The organism is Rhizobium sp. P2_G2, from assembly GCF_056403555.1.
On sequence record NZ_JBFUFF010000014.1, the window covers coordinates 38,039 to 57,468 of the forward strand.

Below are 19,430 nucleotides of genomic sequence, written 5' to 3' on the forward strand. Positions count from 1 at the left end.
TGCCCTTCCTTGGGTGGCTACAAAGGTCTGCCGACTGTCATAAATGTGCAAAGATCAAGTTCTATCCGGAATGCACACGATTGTCCGGACGACTCCCGATAGGATAAAATCATGAATGTGGTGACCGATATCGCGCCGCAGGAAAACAGGCTTTTTCCCCGCGCCGTTTCCCTGGCCAATGCAAAGCTGGTGCTAGAGGACCGTGTCGAGGAAGGCACCCTTTCGGTCCGCGACGGCCTGATCTCCGGCATTGGCGCCGCACCGGATGCGGGTTCCAACGTCGTGGTCGATTGCGGCGGGGATTATCTGCTGCCGGGGCTGATCGACCTGCATACCGACAATGTCGAGCATTACTTCTTCCCGCGCCCGGGCGTGCAGTGGGAAGCATCGCTGATGGCGGTGCTTTCGCATGACGCGCAGGTGCTGGCGTCGGGCATCACCACGGTGTTCGATTCGCTGTCGCTCGGCGAATATGACGGCACCGGCCGCCGCAGCCGGCTGCTCAAGGATGCGATCGAGGCGATCAGCCGGGCGGTCGACGAAGGGCTGATGCGCGCCAATCATTATTTCCATTTCCGCTGCGAACTGTCCGATCCGGCGCTGGCGGCGATCGTCACAGATCATCTCGACAATCCGCTGTTGAAACTGCTCAGCGTCATGGACCATACGCCCGGTCAGCGGCAGTGGTGGAACCTCGATCTTTTCCGCGAATACCGCCGCACTAAGAACGGCACGGCCTGGACCGACGCAGAGTTCGAGGACTACATGGTCGAGCGCCGGCGCAAGCAGGAAGAGTTCGTGCCGCAATATCGCCGGATGGTGCATGAGGCAGGCACGACCCGCAACATCCCGATCGCCAGCCATGACGACACGACGATCGCCGATGTCGATGATTCCTTCGCCCATGGCATCACGATCAGCGAATTCCCGACCACGATCGAGGCGGCGCAGCACGCGCATGATCTCGGCATGAAGATCGTCATGGGCGCCCCGAATGTTGTGCTCGGCCGCTCGCATTCCGGCAATGTCAGCGCCACGACGCTGGCCGAAGCAGGGCTGCTCGACGTCTTGACCTCGGATTACGTGCCGTCCAGCCTGCTGCACGCGCCGTTTATCCTTGCGGACAAGGGCCTGCCGCTCAACGAGACCGTGGCCATGGTGACGGCGAAGCCGGCCGATGCGCTGGGCATGAGCGACCGCGGCCGGCTTGCGGATGGCTTGCGGGCCGATCTGGTGCGGGTGCGGATGATCGACGGCATGCCGATCATCCGTGGTGTCTGGGTCGGCGGACGACCGTATCTCTGACCGCGACGCATTGAGGCCACAAACAGTCCTTAAGCAAAGCTGCATGTACCGGCGCGGGGCCGGACGACAGGGCGGATAAACGCCTTGATGCATCGATGGCTGAGCCGCGGAGCGGGACGGCCATCGGTGAATTCTGAACTGCAGTGGCGGGGGATGAATGCGCTTCGGTCGATTCGGCGCGGCTCTCATTGGATTGCTGGCATCTCAGTTTCTTCATTCTCCGGCGTCGGCGAACGGCCAGGTCGGCGCAGCAGCCGTGACCATGCTGAAGCCGGTGACGCTCACCGAATTTATGGCGCTCGGCATTCACAATCGCGGCCCGCAAGAGGCATTCGGCGTCATTTATTTCATCGACGGGCTTGACCCGACAGAGCGGGCGCCGGATGATTTCAAGCCGACCTATCCCTATCTCGCAGCACTGAACGGCACGTTCGGCTGGGATGTGGTGAACGCGAAATATCCCAATTCCGAGAAGGAGATAGCGACGTCGGTGCCGCGCGCCGTGGCCTATGTGAAGGCGCGCGTCGAGGCGCTCAAGGCCAAAGGCTATAAACGCATCGTGCTTGCCGGACAGTCCTGGGGTGGCTGGGTGTCGATCAATGTCGCCGAAGTCAAGGATGCCGCCGCCAAGCTCGACGGGCTGATGCTGGTGGCACCCGCGGCCTATGGATCGAAAGTCTGGAAGGGCTCGGACAATCCTTACTATCTGCAGAACCTCACCGAATATGTCCGCCATATCAAGTCGGTCAGGACGCCGACCGTTGCAGTCTTCTTCAACGGTGACGATTTCGATCCCGGCCAGCGCGGCGACGTCACCGATGCCTTTCTGGCGCGCAACGCCACGCCGCTCCTGCTGATCGACCGTCCGGAGGGCCTTGCCGGTCATGGTGCCGGCTGGCTGCCGCCATTCGCCGATCGTTATGCCGGCTGTATCGGCAATTTCCTGCAAGCGCCGAAGACCACACGCTGTGGCGAGCAGACCCCGCCGGCGGTCGCTGCGGGCAAGCTGACGGAAAAGGATGTCCAGGCCGACAAGGCTTTCGCGCCAGCCGACCAGAAAGAGATTGATGGCACTCAATTCGTCATGACGACGCCGGATATCAATGTCCAGGTGCTGCGCTTCGGTGACAGCAAGGTTGAGATCGCCGCTGCCGATGGCGATTTCGAAAGCCCGGCGACCGCGCATGCGAATCAGGCTTGCGTCGATGACCAATGCTATCGCCTTTATCGCGCCTCCCCGGACAGATATCTCGGCTTTCACGAGGATGGCAGCTTTGCCGGTTGGCTGACGCCGGTCGCACATTAGGTCCTTTCCGCAGGCATTGATCGACGGAACAAACGCCTGAATCACGCGTTTGCCGAGCATTAGTGCTATCTCAGGAAAGGAGCTCGAAATGAAGAAGATGTTCGTTGCCGCCACCGTGGTGGCGCTCGTTGCGACGGCGCCTGTTGCCGAGGCGGCCAGCGCCAAGGTGACTGGACTTGCCGGTGGTGCAGTTGCCGGCGCTATTGTCGGCGGCCCTGTGGGTGCCGTGATCGGCGGAGCGGCCGGTTATACGATTGGTTCGGCCGTCGACAACGATCACCGCCGTGTGATCAAGCATCGCCATTATCGGCATGTCGAACGGGCCTACTAAATTTATGGTTGCGGGCGAGCGAAAGGCTCGTTCGCCCGCACTGAATCGATTTAACACCGGCCCGACAAATTTTTTTCTCCCAGTGAACATTTTGCCATCTTTTGAGTTAATGTAGCATTCGGCAAGGGGGAAAACAGAGGTCAAGTCTATGAAGAAAAACTCAATTATAGCTCTCGCCTTGGGCGGTTTGATGGGTGTTGCAGCCCTTGCGCCGGCCGAAGCCATGCCCGTGACCAACCCGGTGGTCAAGCAGTCGACCGACGTGCAGCAGGCACGCGTGGTGATTCGCTACGGTTACTATCGTGGCTATCGTGGCTATCGCGCACGTCGTCCCGGTTGGCGCTTCTATGGCGGCTATTGGTATCCGCCGGTGGCATTCGGCCCGGTTGTTATTGCACCGCGTCGTGGCTGGGCATGGTGCGGCCCGCGGTGGCGCCGCCATCGCTGCTGATAGCGAGAGATATCTGACGAAAAACCCGGCGGTGACGCCGGGTTTTTTACTCTCGTTCTGGTGTCCGTCCGGCGAATTCTCGTCTCAAGCGGGAAGGCCCGGAACTTTCAAACCCGCCGCCTGTTGGTTACTCGAGAAAGCCAGGAGCGATTGGGAGATTGTCATGCAACGCACCGAAACGGCGAATCTTGCCAGGAAGTATCTTCGGCTTGGCGGTAAGCGGAAATCTGCGGCCGACGACAACGCCATGTCCACCCGCCTCTGGCAGGACGAGCCGGAAGAGGCGGAGACCTATTGGAACGCCAATATCGCCTCGCTTCCGTCCAAGAAGCGCAAAGAGGTAGAATCGCATCTTCCGTCGATCAGCGGCGACAGCCGGTAGATTCTGAAGGCGTCGATCAGGAGGCCAGGGGCGCCGTCGTTTCCCCGAAGACGACGTCTTCCAGCCATTCATTGGAGAATTTGCGCTTAGGGTCCATCCGGTCGCGGATTGCTTTGAAGGCTGGCAACATGGCGTAACGCGGGCCGACATGGCCGCGGGAGAAGACCTTGCCCCAGTGCGGTCGTGCATCGAATGGCGAAAGAGCCTCTTCGATGCGCCTCACTGCGGCGTCCACGGCTTCCGCGTGCTTGAACCAGGTGAAATGCATCGAGAGCGTGTCGCTCTTATATTGCGGGCTGAGCCAAAGCGTGTCGGCCGCGACGGCCCTGAATTCGGTGGTCTGCACCAGCGAGCGGAAACTGCCGCGGATGGAGGCAACCGCCTTGATCGCAGCGGCAGCATGTCTGCGCGGAACATGAAACTCGGATTGGATCTCATCGCCATTGCTCGGCGTGAAACCCATCTTGAAATGCGGCAGCCTGTCCGACCACGCACCGGAAGCGCCCATCTGGTCGGTCGCGTGCGTCGGATCCATGTCCGGGATCGGATGCCTTTTGACGACGGCAAGCGTGGCGCCATGCAGCACTGCCGGCACATCATCCGAAGAGGCGGCCCGCTTCACCCAGACCTGCCCGGCCGGATCGCCCCAGAGGGTGAAGATGCTGACGCTGTATCCGGCGCGCATGATGTCGTCGAGGTTCTGATACAGACTCTCCCAGCTCAGCCCTTCATAGACGTTCTGCTGGATTTCGAAGGCGGGCTGAACGTCAAGCGTCACCCGGGTGACCACGCCCAGGGCACCGAGATGCACCACGGCACCATCGAAATCAGGCTCGCCGCGGCTGAATTTGACGATGTGCCCATCGGCGGCCATGATCTCGATGCTGCTGACTGCCGTCGCCAGATTGCCGTTGCGTTCGCCTGATCCATGGGTGGCCGTCGCGATCGCACCGGCGATGGAAATATGCGGCAGCGAAGCAAGATTATGAACGGCGAGACCGTGGACCGAGAGAAAGGCGGCAAGATCGCCATAGGTGGCGTGACCGGCGATGGAAACCTTCCGACCATCATCCTCGATCGCTGGTGCCAGCGGAATCCGGCTGAGGATGACGGCCACATCGCCGTCTGCGATGGCATTGAAGGAATGCCGCGATCCCAGCACTTTGATGCGATCCGCAACGGCAACCGTTTCCGCCAGTTCGTCGATTGATGCCGGGAAGAGGCCGGCGCGGAAGCCGTAGCGAAAGCTCTTTGCCCAGTTGCTGTCTGGAATGTCGGTCATTCGGATATCTCGTGAAGGAAGCATCATCAGGATCGGTAAGGCAGCCGTTTGGCGAGCGTCGCTTGGAACCGTTAGCACCCTTGCTGCGGGCGATGATAGCCGTTGTTGTTCAATTGAGAACGGATGCGTCGCTCTTTTTTCCGATCCGGCCTGTCGTGCTGCGTGACGAAGAGCGGAACAACAGCCAGAGATATGGTGTCGGTCGCGGACGACATCGCGAGAGGGCGGCGCAGGTCGTCTCGGCTCGCCAAATTCCATGGAGGCAAGCCGGAAGCCGAAGCTTCGTCAACGCTTTAGCTGAAGAAATACTTTTCCCGGAAATTCCAGATGCCGATGAGAATGCCGACGGCGTTCAGCACCAGGATGAGCGGGTTGACGTGCCAACCCTGGACGGTGGCGATCAACAGCGTCCCGAGGATATAGCCCAGGATCAGCAGCGGCAGCACGGCGAAGAAGAATTTGAAGGTCAGGAACGGCACGGGTCACTCCAGAATTTTTTGTGCGCCTTAACGGGGTGACCGCGTCAATATCAAGGCAATATTGTGCGAAATTGTAATGGCGTCCGGCTGAGCTATGCTTGCGTGACAGGAGAGCAACAAAACGGCCCGGTCAGCTTGTTCGCCGCCTTCGGGCCGAGCAATCCGATTTACCTGCCGCGGTGCGGCGTCAAGATCTCCGAGAGCGTCCGCGGTTGCAGGCCCTGGGGATCGATGCCGACGTCGAACTGCCTCGGCATCGGTTTCAGCCGGCCATGCGAATGGCCGTGCAGGTTGATCGAGCGCTTGCCCATCTGGTTCCAGGTGCGGAAGGGATAATGGCAGAGAATGAGCAACTGTCCGTCGACCGTCAGTTCGACATAGTGCTGCACGCTCGCCCAACCGGCGGCCGCGGTCGTCGCAACGGGATCGTTGTTGCCGATGATCAGATGTTTCGTCCCGTTGAGTTGCGCAAGCAACCCTTCCGCCAGACCAGGTCGCTTGGCTGAAAAATCGCCGAGATGCCAGACCTCGTCATGCGGCTTGACGATCCTGTTCCAGTTGTCGATCAGCGCAGCATCGTGCTCGACCATGCTGGCGAACGGCCTGCGATCGATGCGCAGCACGCGGGCGTCGCCGAAATGCGTGTCACTGGTGAAATAAATCATCTCAATCGCTGCCTGTCGGCTGTTTGACGCGACGGCTGCTGTAACATGGGCTTGGCCAACCTGTCCGGCCCCAAGAAAAAAGAAGGCCGCACGAAGCGGCCGAAACAGGCCGCGGATGAGGTGCGGCCAGACTGGGGGAGTGAAACCAGAGAGATTGCCCGGAGACACGATGCCGCACCCAGCCGGCTTGCCGCAATAGGCAAAAATTCCCGGCCATTTCGCCGGCCAAAGTCGATGATCGGATAAAGCCTCGATCGCCATGGGGAAAACATACCCGACAGCCCGTGAACTCGTCCCTATTCGGGGGCGTCGGCGGGATCGGAATCTTCCGTCAAGGACTGTTGTTGCTGGCGGATCAGCTTGGCCAGGACATCGACAGTTTCGCGCGTCGAAAAACCCGCCTCGTTCGCCTGTGCGATCAGTTCCGATATCACGGCGTACAATTGCGTTCGTAAATCTTCCAAATGATCGGAGCCATCAGATGGACGACGCACCAGTTTCATGCACTTCTCCAAAAAGAACGCGGCATTGAGCCGGATCAGATTACGCCATCCTACTGCCTTGGTGGAATCCTTTTATATTAGCAATACTTAATATTGGTCCGATATCGCACATTCGCGCGTCTGCCTGTGTTGAGCGCCGGCCCTGGCCATTTTGACGCACCAGGCAACATTTCCGCACCGATTTCGTTTCTTTCGGCGGAGAGCAACAGAGAGGAATACCGCATGTCCAAAATCCTCAGAACCACACTCGCATCCGCCTTCGCCATCGCGTCCATCGCCGGCGCCAGCATCGCCTTTGCCGCCGACAGTGGCGGCACCAGCAGCAATAAGAGCCATGTCGGCAAGGTTGCAAAGAGAAACGACTGCGCCAAGTCCAGCGGGATAAAGGCAAAGGACATCAAGGCCAACTGCACGAAGTAGCCGAATGGGTGTTTGCCGCCGGGGGCCGCCGGCGACCGGCACATGCTCGACACATGCCGCCCGGCAGTCCAGCGCTGCCGGGCTTTCCTCTATTCGATCTTCAATGTTGAGATACGATCGCGAGGGCTCGTCACCTTGAAACGTCAAGATCCTTATGTATATTCGTATCTATGAAGATTGATTCTGAAGCCATGAAAGCCGGCGCCGAAATGGCGTGCGAATTGTTGAAGTCGCTTTCCAACCGCTATCGGCTGCTTATCCTCTGCCGCCTTGCCGATGGAGAACATTCCGTCGGCCAATTGGCGGACTTCCTCGGCATCCGCGATTCGACTGTGTCGCAGCATCTGGCGTTGTTGCGGCGTGACAAGATCATTGCTGCTCGCCGTGACGGCCAGACGATCTGGTACCGGATCGAGAGCGAGCCGGCACGTGCGGTGGTGAACACGCTCTACAACAATTTCTGCCGCACAGAAGATTGTATATCTTAGGCTGGCAGCGCCTCGCGATCGGGTCGCAGGCTTCGACATAACAAAAAATCGGGAACCAGTGTGCCAGACCTTGACAATCCACATCCAAAATATTCATATTATCGTAGGTACGAAATTATGTATTAAGGAGCGTCCTATGACAATCGATCGCGCAGTCCTCGCCTTCGCCGGCGCCATGGTGCTGGTATCCGTGCTGCTGACCCACTTCGTGCATCCAGGCTTTGTCTGGCTGACGGTATTCGTCGGCGCCAATCTTATCCAGTCCGCGTTCACAGGCTTTTGTCCTGCCGCAATGCTGTTGCGGAAAATCGGCCTACGATCGGGCACGGCATTCTGAAGCGTGTCGGGTGAATAAGGGTTCACGCGATACGCTTCAGAGCTCTTTGTCTGCGCATGTCTTTTTCGCGAGACATGCCTTAATCGAGGTGACGCGATGATGCGCCTTTCCGTCTGGGGCATGCTGGTTCTGACAGGCATGCCGATCTCCGCCCATGCTGCGAACCTGACCTTGACGTCGACGACCATCCCCGAATGGAAGGCCGTCTACGGTCAGGTCGAAGCGCGCGACAGCGTGCTGGCCCGCGCCCGCATCGGCGGCACAATCATCGAACTCCGCGTCACGGAGGGCGATATGGTCAAGTCGGGAGCCGTCGTCGCCGTGGTCAAGGACGACAAGATCGACTTCCAGATCAAGGCGATCGATGCCCAATTGCTTGGCCTACAAGCTTCGTTGAAGAATGCCGAGACTGAACTCGACCGCGCCCAGACGCTGATCAAGAGCGGTGCGACCACCGTCGCGCGGCTCGACCAGTTGCGAACCGAGGCCGATATCGTGCGCAACCAGATCGCCGCGACCCAGGCGCAGCGCTCCGTGCTTGTGCAGCAGGAGGCGGAGGGCAGCGTGCTTGCCCCGAGCGGCGGGCGTGTCCTCAAGGTCCCGGTCACCAAGGATGCGGTCGTGCTGCCTGGAGAAGCGATCGCCGATATCGGCGGCGGCGGTTTCTTTTTGAGGCTGGCCATCCCCGAACGGCATGCCGCTTCGCTCAGGCAAGGCGCGGCAATCCGGATCAGCGCCGGTGGCAAATCGCTCGCCGGCACGCTGGCAAAAATCTATCCCCGGATCGAGAACGGCCGGGTGATCGCCGATGTCGAGGTCGGCAATCTCGACACGAGTTTTGTCGATGCCCGCGTGCTCGTCGAGCTTCCCGTCGGCTCGCGCCGGGCGCTGGTCGTTCCGCGTTCGGCGGTGGCGACGCGGTCCGGGATCGATTTCGTTACGGTGGTCGAGAACGGAAAGCCGGTGGAGCGCGCCGTCGTCGCAGGCGACGCCATCGAGATCGACGGCAGGCCCGGCATTGAAATCCTCACCGGCCTCGAACCCGGCGATATCGTGGTGGTGCCGTGACCGTTGACGACGAGACGATGCAAAATCCCGACAGGTCACCAAATCCGCCAGTGCCGCCGGTCGAAGAAGACGCAGGGCTGACCAATCTGGGCATAGCCGGCAACCTGACGCGCATTTTCATCAAATCGCCGCTGACGCCGCTCTTCCTCCTGGCGGCCTTCGCCTTTGGCCTCGTGGCGCTGTTGACGCTGCCGCGCGAGGAAGAGCCGCAGATTTCCGTGCCGATGGTCGACATCATCGTGCAGGCTCCAGGGTTGAGGGCGGACGATGCGGTGAAGCTTGTCACCGAGCCGCTCGAAACCATCGTCAAGAGCATTGGCGGCGTCGAGCATATCTATTCGCAGTCGGCGGACAACCGCGTCATGGTCACGGCCCGGTTCATGGTGGGCACGTCGGCGGATGCGGCCATTCTCAGGGTGCGCGACAAGGTGCTCGCCAATATGGACCGCATCCCGGTCGGCATAGCCGAGCCGATGATCGTCGGCAGGGGGATCGACGATGTCGCGATCGTCTCCCTGACATTGTCGCCTAAGCCGACCGCCGCGAGCCGCATCACCGCCAACGACCTGACGCGCGTCGTCCGTGAACTGCGCACGGAAATGGCCAAAGTCGACGATGTCGGCCTGACCTATCTCGTCGGCGAAACCGATGAGATCATCCGGATTTCGCCGCAGCCGGAAAAACTGGCGCTCTATGGCATCACGCTGCAGCAATTGGCCGCCAAGGTCCAGGGCGCCAACAGCGCGGTCCCGGCCGGTACGGTGCGCGACCAAGGCAACCAGATCGACGTCATGGCGGGCGAGACCCTTTCATCGCCCGACGCCATCGGCAATCTGTTGCTGACGTCGCGCGACGGCCGTCCGGTCTATGTCCGCGATGTCGCAGACGTGTCCTTCGCGACGGACACGAATGATGCGCTGGTGGCGACCGTTCGCAAGAGCGGCGCCTCCGTGGAGCGCGTGCCGTCGGTGACGCTGGCGATCGCCAAACGGGCCGGCTCCAATGCCGTCACCGTTGCCGAGACGATCCTGCACCGCGTCGAGATGCTGAAAGGCAATCTCATTCCTGCCGATATCCAGGTCGAAGTGACGCGTAACTATGGCGAAACGGCCAATGAGAAAGCCAACGAGCTGCTCTACCATCTCGGGCTTGCGACGCTCTCCATCATCGCGCTCGTCTGGATCGCCATCGGCCGGCGCGAGGCCTTCGTCGTTGCCGTCGTCATCCCGGTGACGATCCTGCTGACGCTGTTCGCCTCGCGGCTGATGGGCTATACGCTCAACCGCGTTTCGCTTTTCGCGCTGATCTTCTCGATCGGCATTCTCGTCGATGACGCGATCGTGGTGATCGAGAACATTGCCCGCCACTGGGGTATGAGCGAGGGCAAGTCACGCCGGCGCACCGCTATCGAGGCCGTCGCCGAAGTCGGCAATCCGACCATCGTGGCGACGCTGACCGTCGTCGCGGCACTGCTGCCGATGCTGTTCGTCTCCGGCATGATGGGACCCTATATGAGCCCTATTCCGGCCAATGCCTCGGCGGCGATGATCTTCTCGTTCTTCGTCGCCGTGATGGTGACGCCCTGGCTGATGCTGAAGGTTGCGGGCAGGGCACCCGCCCATGCTCATGACGACGGCCATGGGGGCGGCATGCTCGGCCGCGTCTATTCAGCGGTTGCCCGGCCGATCCTCTCGTCAAAGGCGGCGAGCTGGACTTTTCTGCTTGTCGTCGGTGCGCTGACGCTCGGCTCGCTCAGCCTGTTCTACACCAAGGACGTCACGGTCAAATTGCTGCCGTTCGACAACAAGTCGGAGCTGTCCGTGACGATCGACTTGCCGGAAGGCGCATCCATCGAGGCGACCGATGCGGTGGCGCAATCGATCGCCCGCATCGTGCTCGCCATGCCCGAAGTCGTCTCGGTGCAGACCGATGCCGGAACGGCTGCACCCTTCAACTTCAACGGCCTGGTGCGCCATTCCTATCTTCGCGCCTCGCCCTACATGGGCGACGTGGCGATCAATCTGACGCCCAAGGGCGAGCGTAGCCGCAGCAGCCACGCGATCGCGCTCGACATCCGCAAGCGGCTGGCGGCCGTGAAGATCCCGGCCGGGACCAGCCTCAAGGTGGTCGAGCCGCCACCCGGACCGCCGGTCATGGCGACGCTGCTTGCCGAAATCTATGGCCCCGACGCCGAGACGCGGCGCAAGGTCGCCGACAAGGTCGAGGCTGCCTTCCGCTCCGTGCCCTTCATCGTCGATGTCGATAACTCCTATGGCACGCAGGCGCCGCGAAAGCGGCTGACCATCTCCACCGACGATGCGGACTATTTCAAGGTCGAGGAAAGCGACGTCTTCGATACGATCGCGGTGCTTTCAAACGGCAAGACCATTGGTTATTCGCATCGCGGCATGGGCCGTCCGCCCATCCCGATCCGCCTCGAACGGGCGAAGGGCGAGAAGACGCTGGACGAACGCTTTCTGACGACGCCGATCCCGGCCAACGTGCTGCCCGGCGCAAACGGTGTCGTCGAACTCGGCGATGTCGTGCATGTCAGCGACGAAAAGACGTCTTTTCCGATCTTCCGGCACAATGGCAATGCGGCCGAAATGGTGACCGCCGAACTGGCCGGCAGCTATGAAGCGCCGCTCTACGGCATGCTCGCCGTCCAGCAGGCAATCGACAGGCAGGATTGGACGGGGCTGCAGAAGCCCGTCATCGCGCTGCACGGACAGCCGGATGACCAGCGGCATACGACCCTGCTCTGGGACGGTGAATGGGAGGTGACCTGGGTGACTTTCCGAGACATGGGCGCCGCCTTCATGATCGCGCTCGTCGGCATCTATATCCTGGTCGTCGCCCAGTTCGGCTCGTTCAAGCTGCCGCTCGTCATCCTGACGCCGGTGCCGCTGACCTTCATCGGCATTCTCCTGGGCCACTGGTTGTTCGGCGCGCCGTTTTCGGCGACATCGATGATCGGCTTCATCGCGCTTGCCGGCATCATCGTGCGCAATTCGATCCTGCTCGTGGACTTCATTCGTCATGCTGACAGGGCCGGCCGGCCGTTCACCGACGTGCTGATCGAGGCGGGTGCGATCCGCTTCAAGCCGATCCTGCTGACCGCACTGGCGGCAATCATTGGCGCCGCTGTGATCCTCACCGATCCGATCTTCCAGGGGCTGGCGATCTCGCTGCTGTTCGGTCTGATCTCTTCGACCCTGCTCACCGTGCTGGTCATCCCGGCCATCTACCGGGTGCTGAGGACATGACGGGATGATCGACGAGACGGCGGAACATGTGCTCACGTCCGGATCGGGTCATCGAGCATACGGCGATGTAGCGATAGTTACCCGTAGTCTAATTACGAACCCTGACTGCAACCTGGAGCGTTTCCGGGCTCTCATGCAGGCTGGCAAATCGCGCGCCCATGTAAATCGGCGTTGCATCGGTTTCCAATATGCAGCATATTATTAACTAATAATACAAACAGCAGTATCGCCGTATTCTTTGGCTTCGGTTCGGGCGCAAGACAGCGACCGGCCACGCCAATTGTTTGCCCTTATCGGATGGGAGGCGGATGATGCGCATTCAGTCGGATTCCCGAGGAAACCTGGATGGTCTCGATATCGGATGGCTTGACCCTCTCGACAGTGCCTGGGGTGATGTTCGTCTTGGGGGCTCGGCTGAACGATGGGCGTTCGCGGCTCTGCCGCAATCGCAATCATGGACTGCCGAACCGGCGTTCTATCCCGGTCTGATCGACCTCGCGCTTGGTGAGGCTGGGTCGAGGATTGACGAGGGTGGGATGCAGCCGGGTCTGGTGAAAACTGGCGCATCCGCCGGCGGCGTGATCGCGGCGGCCGCGCCTACCGCACCCACACCGGTGGACTTCACCGATTCCGACCGGGACGAAATCAGCTTCATCTGCGGGATCGATTTCGCTCAGAAAGTGATTCCGATCAGCTATGGAGGCTGGCACTTCGACAAGCCCGCAACCTATGACGCGGAGCATACGGGGGCGCTCAAATGGGGTAGCCACCAAACGCCTGATGGCGGCGGGACCGTGCGTTACTACTTCGCCCCGGCGGCCAAGTGGACTGCCGGGGAGCGGCATGCCTTCACTGCATGCTTTGCGCTGTGGAGCGCGGAGGCGAATATCAGTTTCACCCGGACCAGACACGCCTCCTCCGCTGACGTCACGATCGAGCGTGGCAATGACGGCAAGAGCAATACGACCGTCCATGCCGATTCCTCGGCAACCGTCGGATCGTTCGACCTTCCCCAGGCGACCGACGGTGTCATGCACTTCACCAGGGGCGGTGGTTTCGGCTTTTTTGGCGACCCCGGATCAGGCGCATTGTTCCAGCGCGACGCCGGCTATGGCGCTGATACGATCATTCATGAAATGGGTCACCTGATCGGACTCGGCCATACCGGTCCCTACGATGCCTCCCTCAAGAACGACGACCCGGCCAAGCAGCAGTTCGGCCGGCTCGACAGCCGGCTCTGGAGCATTATGTCCTATGTCCAGCCGGATGATGAAAGCGCATTTTTCTTCGATGATTATCCGGTGACTGACACGCAATGGGGCACTCGTCACGATGCGGTCGACAACACTGATTATGTCGTGGCACCCACCACGCCGATGTTGCTCGACATCCTRGCGATCCAGCGCCTTTACGGGGCGCCGACCACGGGACCGCTGGTCGGCGGCAACCATGTCTATGGCTTCAACTGCAATATCACCGGCGATGTCGGCCTGTTCTTCAATTTCGACATCAACAAAGACCCGGTGGTGACGATCTGGGGCACCGGAAGCAACAACACGTTGGACCTTTCGGGCTGGAACACGCCGTCGACGATCAGCATGGTCACCGGCACCTTTTCCAGCGCCGATGGCCTGACCAACAACATCTTCCTTGCCTGCGACCTCGATAGAGCGGTCGGCGGCAGCGGCGACGACACGATCTACGGCAGCAACCTGGACGACGTTATCGACGGCGGCAAGGGCGCGGACCGGATGGTTGGCGGCACCGGCAATGATACCTATTTCGTCGACAGTGCCGACGACATCGTCAAGGAGGTCGCAAGCGCCACCTTGGACAATATCAAGGACACGGTCGAGGTGACGCTGGCGCGCTATACATTGTCGGCCAATGTCGAGAATCTCTATTACCAAGGTCCGTCGACATCCGGCTTCACCGGCACAGGCAACGATCTCGACAACACCATCCTGGGCTGGAACGGCGACGACGTCATCGATGGCCTCGGCGGCGCAGACACGATGATCGGCAAGCGCGGCAACGACACCTACCGGGTCGACAATCCCGGCGACGTGGTCATAGACAGCGGCGGTGGTGCCGACCGCATCAATGTGGCGCTGACCAGCTATACGCTTGGCGCCGGCATCGAGGAACTGAACTTTGTCGGCCCCAACAATTTCTCCGACTTCACCGGCAACGGCAATGAGCTCGACAACCTGATCATCGGCTGGAGCGGCAATGACACGCTCTATGGAAGCACTGGCAACGATACGCTCGACGGCAGATCCGGCAATGACGTCTACAATCTCTTCGACGTGACGAACGGCGCCTACGACACCGTGCTGGAGAACAAGAATGCCGGCGACGATATCGTCCTGGTGCGGGACACCCACGGCGACGTGCGCGACTATACGATGACGGACAATGTCGAGCGCGGCGCCATCATCGGCCATGATGCATCGGGCTTTTCGCTGCATGGCAACAGCATGAACAACCTGATGTTCGACGATTTCGGCGACAACTCGCTGTTCGGGGAAGACGGCAACGACACGCTCAATGGCGGCAATGGCCAGGATTTCCTGTTCGGCGGCGCCGGCAACGACACATACCAACTGATAGACCGTTCGTCGGGCGGCGCCTACGATCTGCTTTCGGAAGACGCCGGCGGCGGCAACAAGGACAGGATCGAGATAACGACGCTCCATGTCGACGGCGCGCCGGACAGCTATATCATGCCAAGCAATGTCGAGATCGGCGTGCTGTTGGGCAGCATCAATTTCGATCTCTTCGGCAGTATCGACAACAATACGCTGATCGGTAATTCCGGCAACAACCGCCTCTACGGCAAATCCGGCGACGACAAGCTGATCGGCGGCGGAGGAACGGACGAGCTGCATGGGGGAGACGGCAAGGATCTTTTCGTCTTCAACGCGGTGCTCGACATTGCCAATGCCGACGGGATCACCGACTTCGCCATCGCCGACGATACGATCGGGCTGGACAAGACTGTCTTCACCGCAGCCGGCCAAGTCGGTGCGCTCGCCGGTTCGGCTTTCTTCGCCGGAACCGCTGCGCATGATGGCGACGACCGTGTGATCTATGACGCGTCGACCGGCAGGATTTATTATGATGCCGACGGCACCGGCGGCCAGGCACAGGTCCTGTTCGCCACGATCAGCCAGAACCTTGCGCTCACAGCGGCCAGTTTTTCCATCGTCGGCTAGCGGACTTTCGGCGGCAAGCCAACGAACCATCCGCTTGGAGTCCTTTGCTTAGCCGGAACTGCGGCATCCGCCATCACCATCGTGGCTTCAGGCATTCGCCTGCCATCGAATAAATGATCCGACACGGCGTCACGAATCGACTGCCGCCGCCATTCTTGCTTGGCGCAGGCGCTCGGATTTCGCCTGACGTGCCTCCGTCTGGGCTTRCCTGATCTGCCGGAACGCGGCGTCGGTGATTTCACGGCGCTCGTCGGGACGGGGCGCTTTCACAGCGGGTTCGCTATCGAGGTCTTGCATCTTGCTTTCCGTCGTCTGGAACATGGTCGAGCGACCGGAAGGAAACGCACCCGTTTCGTTAATGTTCCACGGCGAAGTCGGAGGCCTGTCGCGTTCAGCGATCCACCACCAGGTCGCTCAAAGGCTTCGAACAGCATGGCAGGAAGAAGCCGGCATCGATCTCACGCTGCCTGATCCCGCCGCCATGCTTCATGTCGACGCTGCCGCTGACGAGCTTTGATTTGCATGTGCCGCAGATGYCGCTGGCGCATGACGATGGGAGCCTGACGCCGGATTTCTTGGCGCAGGACAGCACGGTCTGGTCGGCGCGCACGTTGATCGACTTTGCCTGTTTGGCAAACTGAACGCTGAAGGATTTCGCTTCGACCGCCTCCGTCGCCGGAGCCGGCGCGTCTTCGATGACGGCAGCGTCAAAACTCTCCTCGAGATAGTGTCCGGCCGGAACACCCATTTCGGCGCTGAGCCTGCGTGCTGCCGCCATGAACGGCGCAGGCCCGCAGCACATCACCACGCGTTCGGCGATGTCAGGCACGGCCAGTGCCAGAAACTCTTTCGATATCCTGCCGGAAATGCCCGGCCATGAGCGTTCGGTCGAGACATCCTCCGGCAGCATATGCAGCCGGAAACCCTTGAGGCGGTTGGCGATGTTGGCCAGCTCGGCGCGGAAGATCAGATCCCCGGGGCTGCGTCCCGCATGCAGGAAAACCACGTCGGCGGCTTCGCCGGCATCCGCCAGTTCCCGCGCCATCGACATGACCGGCGTGATGCCGCTGCCGCCGGAGAGGAAGAGGTATTTCTTCGCCGCCGGCCGCGCAAATGCGCCCAGCGGGCCGGATGCCTTCACCGTCATGCCGGGCCTGAGATTGTCATGAAGCCAGTTCGAGACCTTGCCTCCGGCAACGCGCTTGACCGTGATGGTGATGGCGTTGGTGCGGAACGGCGAGGACGAAATGCTGTAGCAGCGCCCGTCCGCCTCGCCGTCGACGCCCAGTTCGAACATGAAATACTGCCCGGCGCTGAAGGCGATGTTTTTCCGCTCCGGCGAAACGAATGTCAGGCTTTTGACATCATGGGTTTCGTCATGGACGTCGACGCAGACAAGCTGGTCGTCGGTCTCCGGATTCCAGAAACCGCCTGCTGCGGACCGTGCCGGCCTGTCGAGCAATTCAGTAGCCATGTGCACGCATCCTTTCGACATACCAGGTTGCGAAATCGTCCAGCGCGCCTTCGGTGAAACGCGAATAGGGGCCGGGTTCATATGCCGGATCCTGGATGCCGGCATGCGAACGGCCGACCAGTTCGGAATCCTGGTCGGTGGTCGCGATCCAGACGCTGGTCAGCTTTTCCAGGTCATAGTGGACGCCTTCGATGGCATCCTTGTGCACCAGCCATTTGGTGCGCACCAGCGTGGTGTCGGGCGACAGCGGAATGATCGTGGAGACGACGGCATGGTCGCCCATGAAATGGCTCCAGGCATTGTGTCCCCAGAGATGCATGTCGCCGAGGTCCTTGCGGGTCATCGTGCCGAGCAGTTTCGAGCACGCCGCGGTGGCGTCTTCGGTCTGGGACTCTCCCGCGCCGGCGATGATCAGGCGCTGCGTCCTGAAATTCGTGACGCAATCGCGCGTGTGCTGGATCGTGGCCGAGGGATAGCCTTCGGCCTCCCACTTTTCGGTGCGATCGCTGTACATGGCGAAATGCCGTTCGGCTTCCTGCCGGTCTTCTTCGCTGAGATTTTCCGGATCATAGCCGAAGTCGAGATCGACGAAGGAGACGCAGAGTTCGGGATGGTTTGCCGAGCAGTGGTAGCATTCACGATTGTTTTCGACGGCGAGCTTCCAATTGCCCTTCTCGACGACATCGACCTGATGCGCGACCTTGGCGTCGCGCAGGCCATAAGGCGCGAGGCGCGGCTCCATCACCTCTGCGAGCGTGGCAATATCCTTCGGCGGGTTGTCTGAGAGACAGACGAAGATCAGGCCGCCGATCGACCTGAAATGCACCGGCTTGAGGTTCTTGCAGCCCTTGTCGAAGTCCTTGCCCATGTGGGGCGCGTAGCTGAGTTCGCCCGACAGCTCGTAAGTCCACTGATGGTAGGGGCATACCAGTTTGGAAAGAACCGTGGGGCCGGAATCGACCAGGCGCGAACCGCGATGGCGGCAGACATTGTGCACGACGCGAATCTGGCTGTCGTCGTCGCGCAGAAGGATGAGGCTGGTTTTGCCGATATCGATGACCACCGCATCGCCCGGCTCCGGCACGTCGCATTCCAGGCCCACCTGGATCCAATGCCTGGCGAACATGACATCCAGGTCCGCCTGCAGCACGTCTTCGCGGGTGTAAAGGCCGGCCGGCAGGGAATGGCCCTCCAGCCGGGAGTCGAGCAGCGAGGTGATGGATGACTGGAGCTTGTTGAGCATGACGGCACCATAGATTATGCGTTCTGCCGGAGCATGCTCGGAAATTCCATTCCTTTCAACGGCATAAATTATACTCATTGGCATTACAAATTGTAATGTTAGAATGGCGCGAGAAAACAGTAGACGGAGGTTAATGATGGCGCTGCGACGGAATCTGCCGCCGCTGACCGCACTGACGGCATTCGAGGCCGCGGCGCGGCTTTCGAGCTTCACCAGGGCGGCGGATGAGCTGGGCGTCACCCAGGCGGCCGTCAGCCGCCAGATTCACCTGCTGGAGGAGCATCTCGGTTTTTCCCTGTTCGCCAGGCTGCACAGACGGATCGAACTGACGGAAAAGGGCAGGGCATTGTCATCGGCGGCCGCCGATGCCTTCGACATCATTTCGACATCGGTCGCGGAGCTGACCCGCGAGGGACAAGCCGATCAGCTGACCATATCGGCCACCGTGGCCTTCTCGCATTTCTGGCTGCTGCCCCGCATTTCGGAGTTTTCGCGTCAGTTCCCGAAGATCAATCTGCGGATCGTGACGCAGGACACGATGCCGAATATCGAATCGGGCGAACTCGACGTCGCAATCAGGTTCGGAAGCGGCATGTGGGGGGATGGCCAGGCGGAGCTGCTGTTCGACGACGAGATATTTCCGATCTGCAGCCCGTCCTATGCGCATGCCGCGGCAAGGATTTCGTCGCCGGGCGACCTCGTCGAATACCCGCTGATCTCCAACGATGTCGACGATCCCACATGGACGGGATGGACCGAGTGGCTGGCCGCCTTCTCGGTGAAAGCGCCGAAGAAAATCTCGGGCCTGCGCTGCAGCTTTTATACCGAAGCGATCTATGCCGCGTTGAACGGGCAAGGCATTGCCTTGGGGTGGAAACGGCTCGTCGACGATCTGCTGGCGCAGGGCCGGCTGACGAGACTGACGGACGCCACGGTGAAAACCCGCAACGCCTATTTCGTCGTGCTGCCGAAACGGCGCAAGCCGAAGCAGGCGGCGAACGAATTTCTGGGCTGGCTGAGGATCGAGGCCAGTCGCCTTGCATTGGCGACCCATCCGTAGCGGAAATGCTGCCTCCTCGCCCGCCAGGCGCATGTTGCCCGCGCCTGGCGGGCGAAAGACGAACGGACATCGGATGGGACTGTCCGCGCAGGGAGCGCCCCGGACACAGCCGGGCGGGGCTACAGGTCAGTGATTGTCGTGGTCAAATCGCA

At 60.8% G+C, this 19,430-nt stretch carries 19 protein-coding genes; 12 read left to right on the forward strand and 7 right to left on the reverse strand.

The window, feature by feature from the left end; translation table 11 throughout:
- Positions 1-111: 111 nt before the first annotated feature.
- The 5 genes from AC1D06_RS13445 (at position 112) to AC1D06_RS13465 (ending at position 3,775) form a co-directional block, all read left to right on the forward strand.
- Positions 112-1,305 (forward strand): alpha-D-ribose 1-methylphosphonate 5-triphosphate diphosphatase, encoded by a 1,194-nt coding sequence (locus AC1D06_RS13445; protein WP_477986601.1) that lies wholly within the window; start codon positions 112-114, stop codon positions 1,303-1,305.
- Between the two features lie 157 nt (positions 1,306-1,462).
- Positions 1,463-2,611, forward strand: coding sequence for a hypothetical protein (locus AC1D06_RS13450; RefSeq protein WP_477879212.1), 1,149 nt, complete (start codon positions 1,463-1,465; stop codon positions 2,609-2,611).
- Positions 2,612-2,699: 88 nt separating this feature from the next.
- Positions 2,700-2,942, forward strand: a complete 243-nt coding sequence (locus AC1D06_RS13455; protein WP_477879213.1) for a hypothetical protein — start codon at positions 2,700-2,702, stop codon at positions 2,940-2,942.
- A gap of 190 nt (positions 2,943-3,132) precedes the next feature.
- On the forward strand, positions 3,133-3,393 hold the full coding sequence (locus tag AC1D06_RS13460) for a hypothetical protein (RefSeq protein ID WP_477879214.1): 261 nt from the start codon (positions 3,133-3,135) through the stop codon (positions 3,391-3,393).
- Positions 3,394-3,556: 163 nt separating this feature from the next.
- Positions 3,557-3,775, forward strand: coding sequence for a hypothetical protein (locus AC1D06_RS13465; RefSeq protein WP_477879215.1), 219 nt, complete (start codon positions 3,557-3,559; stop codon positions 3,773-3,775).
- A 16-nt stretch (positions 3,776-3,791) separates the two neighbouring features.
- Here AC1D06_RS13465 and AC1D06_RS13470 read toward each other — a convergent pair whose 3' ends face one another.
- The 4 genes from AC1D06_RS13470 to AC1D06_RS13485 form a co-directional block, all read right to left on the reverse strand.
- Complete coding sequence (locus AC1D06_RS13470; protein WP_477986602.1) at positions 3,792-5,057, reverse strand: D-arabinono-1,4-lactone oxidase; 1,266 nt, start codon at positions 5,055-5,057, stop codon at positions 3,792-3,794.
- A gap of 293 nt (positions 5,058-5,350) precedes the next feature.
- Complete coding sequence (locus tag AC1D06_RS13475; RefSeq protein ID WP_477879217.1) at positions 5,351-5,536, reverse strand: hypothetical protein; 186 nt, start codon at positions 5,534-5,536, stop codon at positions 5,351-5,353.
- Positions 5,537-5,703: 167 nt separating this feature from the next.
- Entirely contained in the window at positions 5,704-6,201 is a 498-nt protein-coding gene (locus AC1D06_RS13480) for a metallophosphoesterase family protein (protein WP_477879218.1), read from the reverse strand.
- A 296-nt stretch (positions 6,202-6,497) separates the two neighbouring features.
- Positions 6,498-6,704, reverse strand: a complete 207-nt coding sequence (locus tag AC1D06_RS13485; protein WP_477879219.1) for a hypothetical protein — start codon at positions 6,702-6,704, stop codon at positions 6,498-6,500.
- 222 nt (positions 6,705-6,926) lie between these two features.
- On the opposite strand from AC1D06_RS13485, the gene AC1D06_RS13490 reads away from it, so the two are divergent.
- The 6 genes from AC1D06_RS13490 (at position 6,927) to AC1D06_RS13515 (ending at position 15,501) form a co-directional block, all read left to right on the forward strand.
- Positions 6,927-7,124 carry a hypothetical protein gene (locus tag AC1D06_RS13490; protein ID WP_477879220.1) on the forward strand — a complete coding sequence of 66 codons (198 nt, stop codon included), beginning with the start codon at positions 6,927-6,929 and terminating at the stop codon, positions 7,122-7,124.
- A gap of 170 nt (positions 7,125-7,294) precedes the next feature.
- A complete protein-coding gene (locus tag AC1D06_RS13495) occupies positions 7,295-7,612 on the forward strand; it encodes an ArsR/SmtB family transcription factor (RefSeq protein WP_477986603.1) in 318 nt (105 codons plus the stop codon).
- A gap of 136 nt (positions 7,613-7,748) precedes the next feature.
- The gene (locus tag AC1D06_RS13500) at positions 7,749-7,949 is read left to right on the forward strand and encodes a YgaP family membrane protein (RefSeq protein ID WP_477879222.1); all 201 of its coding nucleotides are present in this window, start codon (positions 7,749-7,751) and stop codon (positions 7,947-7,949) included.
- A gap of 96 nt (positions 7,950-8,045) precedes the next feature.
- A complete protein-coding gene (locus tag AC1D06_RS13505) occupies positions 8,046-9,017 on the forward strand; it encodes an efflux RND transporter periplasmic adaptor subunit (protein ID WP_477879223.1) in 972 nt (323 codons plus the stop codon).
- A gap of 17 nt (positions 9,018-9,034) precedes the next feature.
- Positions 9,035-12,283: an efflux RND transporter permease subunit gene (locus AC1D06_RS13510; RefSeq protein ID WP_477986660.1), complete on the forward strand. Its 3,249-nt coding sequence runs from the start codon at positions 9,035-9,037 to the stop codon at positions 12,281-12,283.
- A gap of 311 nt (positions 12,284-12,594) precedes the next feature.
- Positions 12,595-15,501, forward strand: coding sequence for a M10 family metallopeptidase C-terminal domain-containing protein (locus AC1D06_RS13515; RefSeq protein ID WP_477986604.1), 2,907 nt, complete (start codon positions 12,595-12,597; stop codon positions 15,499-15,501).
- A gap of 129 nt (positions 15,502-15,630) precedes the next feature.
- Here AC1D06_RS13515 and AC1D06_RS13520 read toward each other — a convergent pair whose 3' ends face one another.
- The 3 genes from AC1D06_RS13520 to AC1D06_RS13530 form a co-directional block, all read right to left on the reverse strand.
- The gene (locus AC1D06_RS13520) at positions 15,631-15,798 is read right to left on the reverse strand and encodes a hypothetical protein (RefSeq protein WP_477986605.1); all 168 of its coding nucleotides are present in this window, start codon (positions 15,796-15,798) and stop codon (positions 15,631-15,633) included.
- Positions 15,799-15,892: 94 nt separating this feature from the next.
- Positions 15,893-16,975 carry an FAD-binding oxidoreductase gene (locus AC1D06_RS13525; protein WP_477986606.1) on the reverse strand — a complete coding sequence of 361 codons (1,083 nt, stop codon included), beginning with the start codon at positions 16,973-16,975 and terminating at the stop codon, positions 15,893-15,895.
- Positions 16,965-18,218: an aromatic ring-hydroxylating oxygenase subunit alpha gene (locus tag AC1D06_RS13530; RefSeq protein ID WP_477986608.1), complete on the reverse strand. Its 1,254-nt coding sequence runs from the start codon at positions 18,216-18,218 to the stop codon at positions 16,965-16,967. Before AC1D06_RS13530 ends, AC1D06_RS13525 begins: the two co-directional genes overlap by 11 nt.
- Before the next feature lie 136 nt (positions 18,219-18,354).
- On the opposite strand from AC1D06_RS13530, the gene AC1D06_RS13535 reads away from it, so the two are divergent.
- Positions 18,355-19,278 (forward strand): LysR substrate-binding domain-containing protein, encoded by a 924-nt coding sequence (locus AC1D06_RS13535; RefSeq protein WP_477986609.1) that lies wholly within the window; start codon positions 18,355-18,357, stop codon positions 19,276-19,278.
- The last annotated feature ends 152 nt before the right edge of the window (positions 19,279-19,430 follow it).

Excerpts from the sequence above, each read along its gene's own strand:
- AC1D06_RS13445 (WP_477986601.1), top strand. The coding sequence starts at position 112 with ATGAATGTGGTGACCGATATCGCGCCGCAGGAAAACAGGCTTTTTCCC.
- AC1D06_RS13450 (WP_477879212.1), top strand. The coding sequence starts at position 1,463 with ATGCGCTTCGGTCGATTCGGCGCGGCTCTCATTGGATTGCTGGCATCT.
- AC1D06_RS13455 (WP_477879213.1), top strand. The coding sequence starts at position 2,700 with ATGAAGAAGATGTTCGTTGCCGCCACCGTGGTGGCGCTCGTTGCGACG.
- AC1D06_RS13460 (WP_477879214.1), top strand. The coding sequence starts at position 3,133 with ATGGGTGTTGCAGCCCTTGCGCCGGCCGAAGCCATGCCCGTGACCAAC.
- AC1D06_RS13465 (WP_477879215.1), top strand. The coding sequence starts at position 3,557 with ATGCAACGCACCGAAACGGCGAATCTTGCCAGGAAGTATCTTCGGCTT.
- AC1D06_RS13470 (WP_477986602.1), bottom strand. The coding sequence starts at position 5,057 with ATGACCGACATTCCAGACAGCAACTGGGCAAAGAGCTTTCGCTACGGC.
- AC1D06_RS13480 (WP_477879218.1), bottom strand. The coding sequence starts at position 6,201 with ATGATTTATTTCACCAGTGACACGCATTTCGGCGACGCCCGCGTGCTG.
- AC1D06_RS13485 (WP_477879219.1), bottom strand. The coding sequence starts at position 6,704 with ATGAAACTGGTGCGTCGTCCATCTGATGGCTCCGATCATTTGGAAGAT.
- AC1D06_RS13490 (WP_477879220.1), top strand. The coding sequence starts at position 6,927 with ATGTCCAAAATCCTCAGAACCACACTCGCATCCGCCTTCGCCATCGCG.
- AC1D06_RS13495 (WP_477986603.1), top strand. The coding sequence starts at position 7,295 with ATGAAGATTGATTCTGAAGCCATGAAAGCCGGCGCCGAAATGGCGTGC.
- AC1D06_RS13500 (WP_477879222.1), top strand. The coding sequence starts at position 7,749 with ATGACAATCGATCGCGCAGTCCTCGCCTTCGCCGGCGCCATGGTGCTG.
- AC1D06_RS13505 (WP_477879223.1), top strand. The coding sequence starts at position 8,046 with ATGATGCGCCTTTCCGTCTGGGGCATGCTGGTTCTGACAGGCATGCCG.
- AC1D06_RS13510 (WP_477986660.1), top strand. The coding sequence starts at position 9,035 with ATGCAAAATCCCGACAGGTCACCAAATCCGCCAGTGCCGCCGGTCGAA.
- AC1D06_RS13530 (WP_477986608.1), bottom strand. The coding sequence starts at position 18,218 with ATGCTCAACAAGCTCCAGTCATCCATCACCTCGCTGCTCGACTCCCGG.
- AC1D06_RS13535 (WP_477986609.1), top strand. The coding sequence starts at position 18,355 with ATGGCGCTGCGACGGAATCTGCCGCCGCTGACCGCACTGACGGCATTC.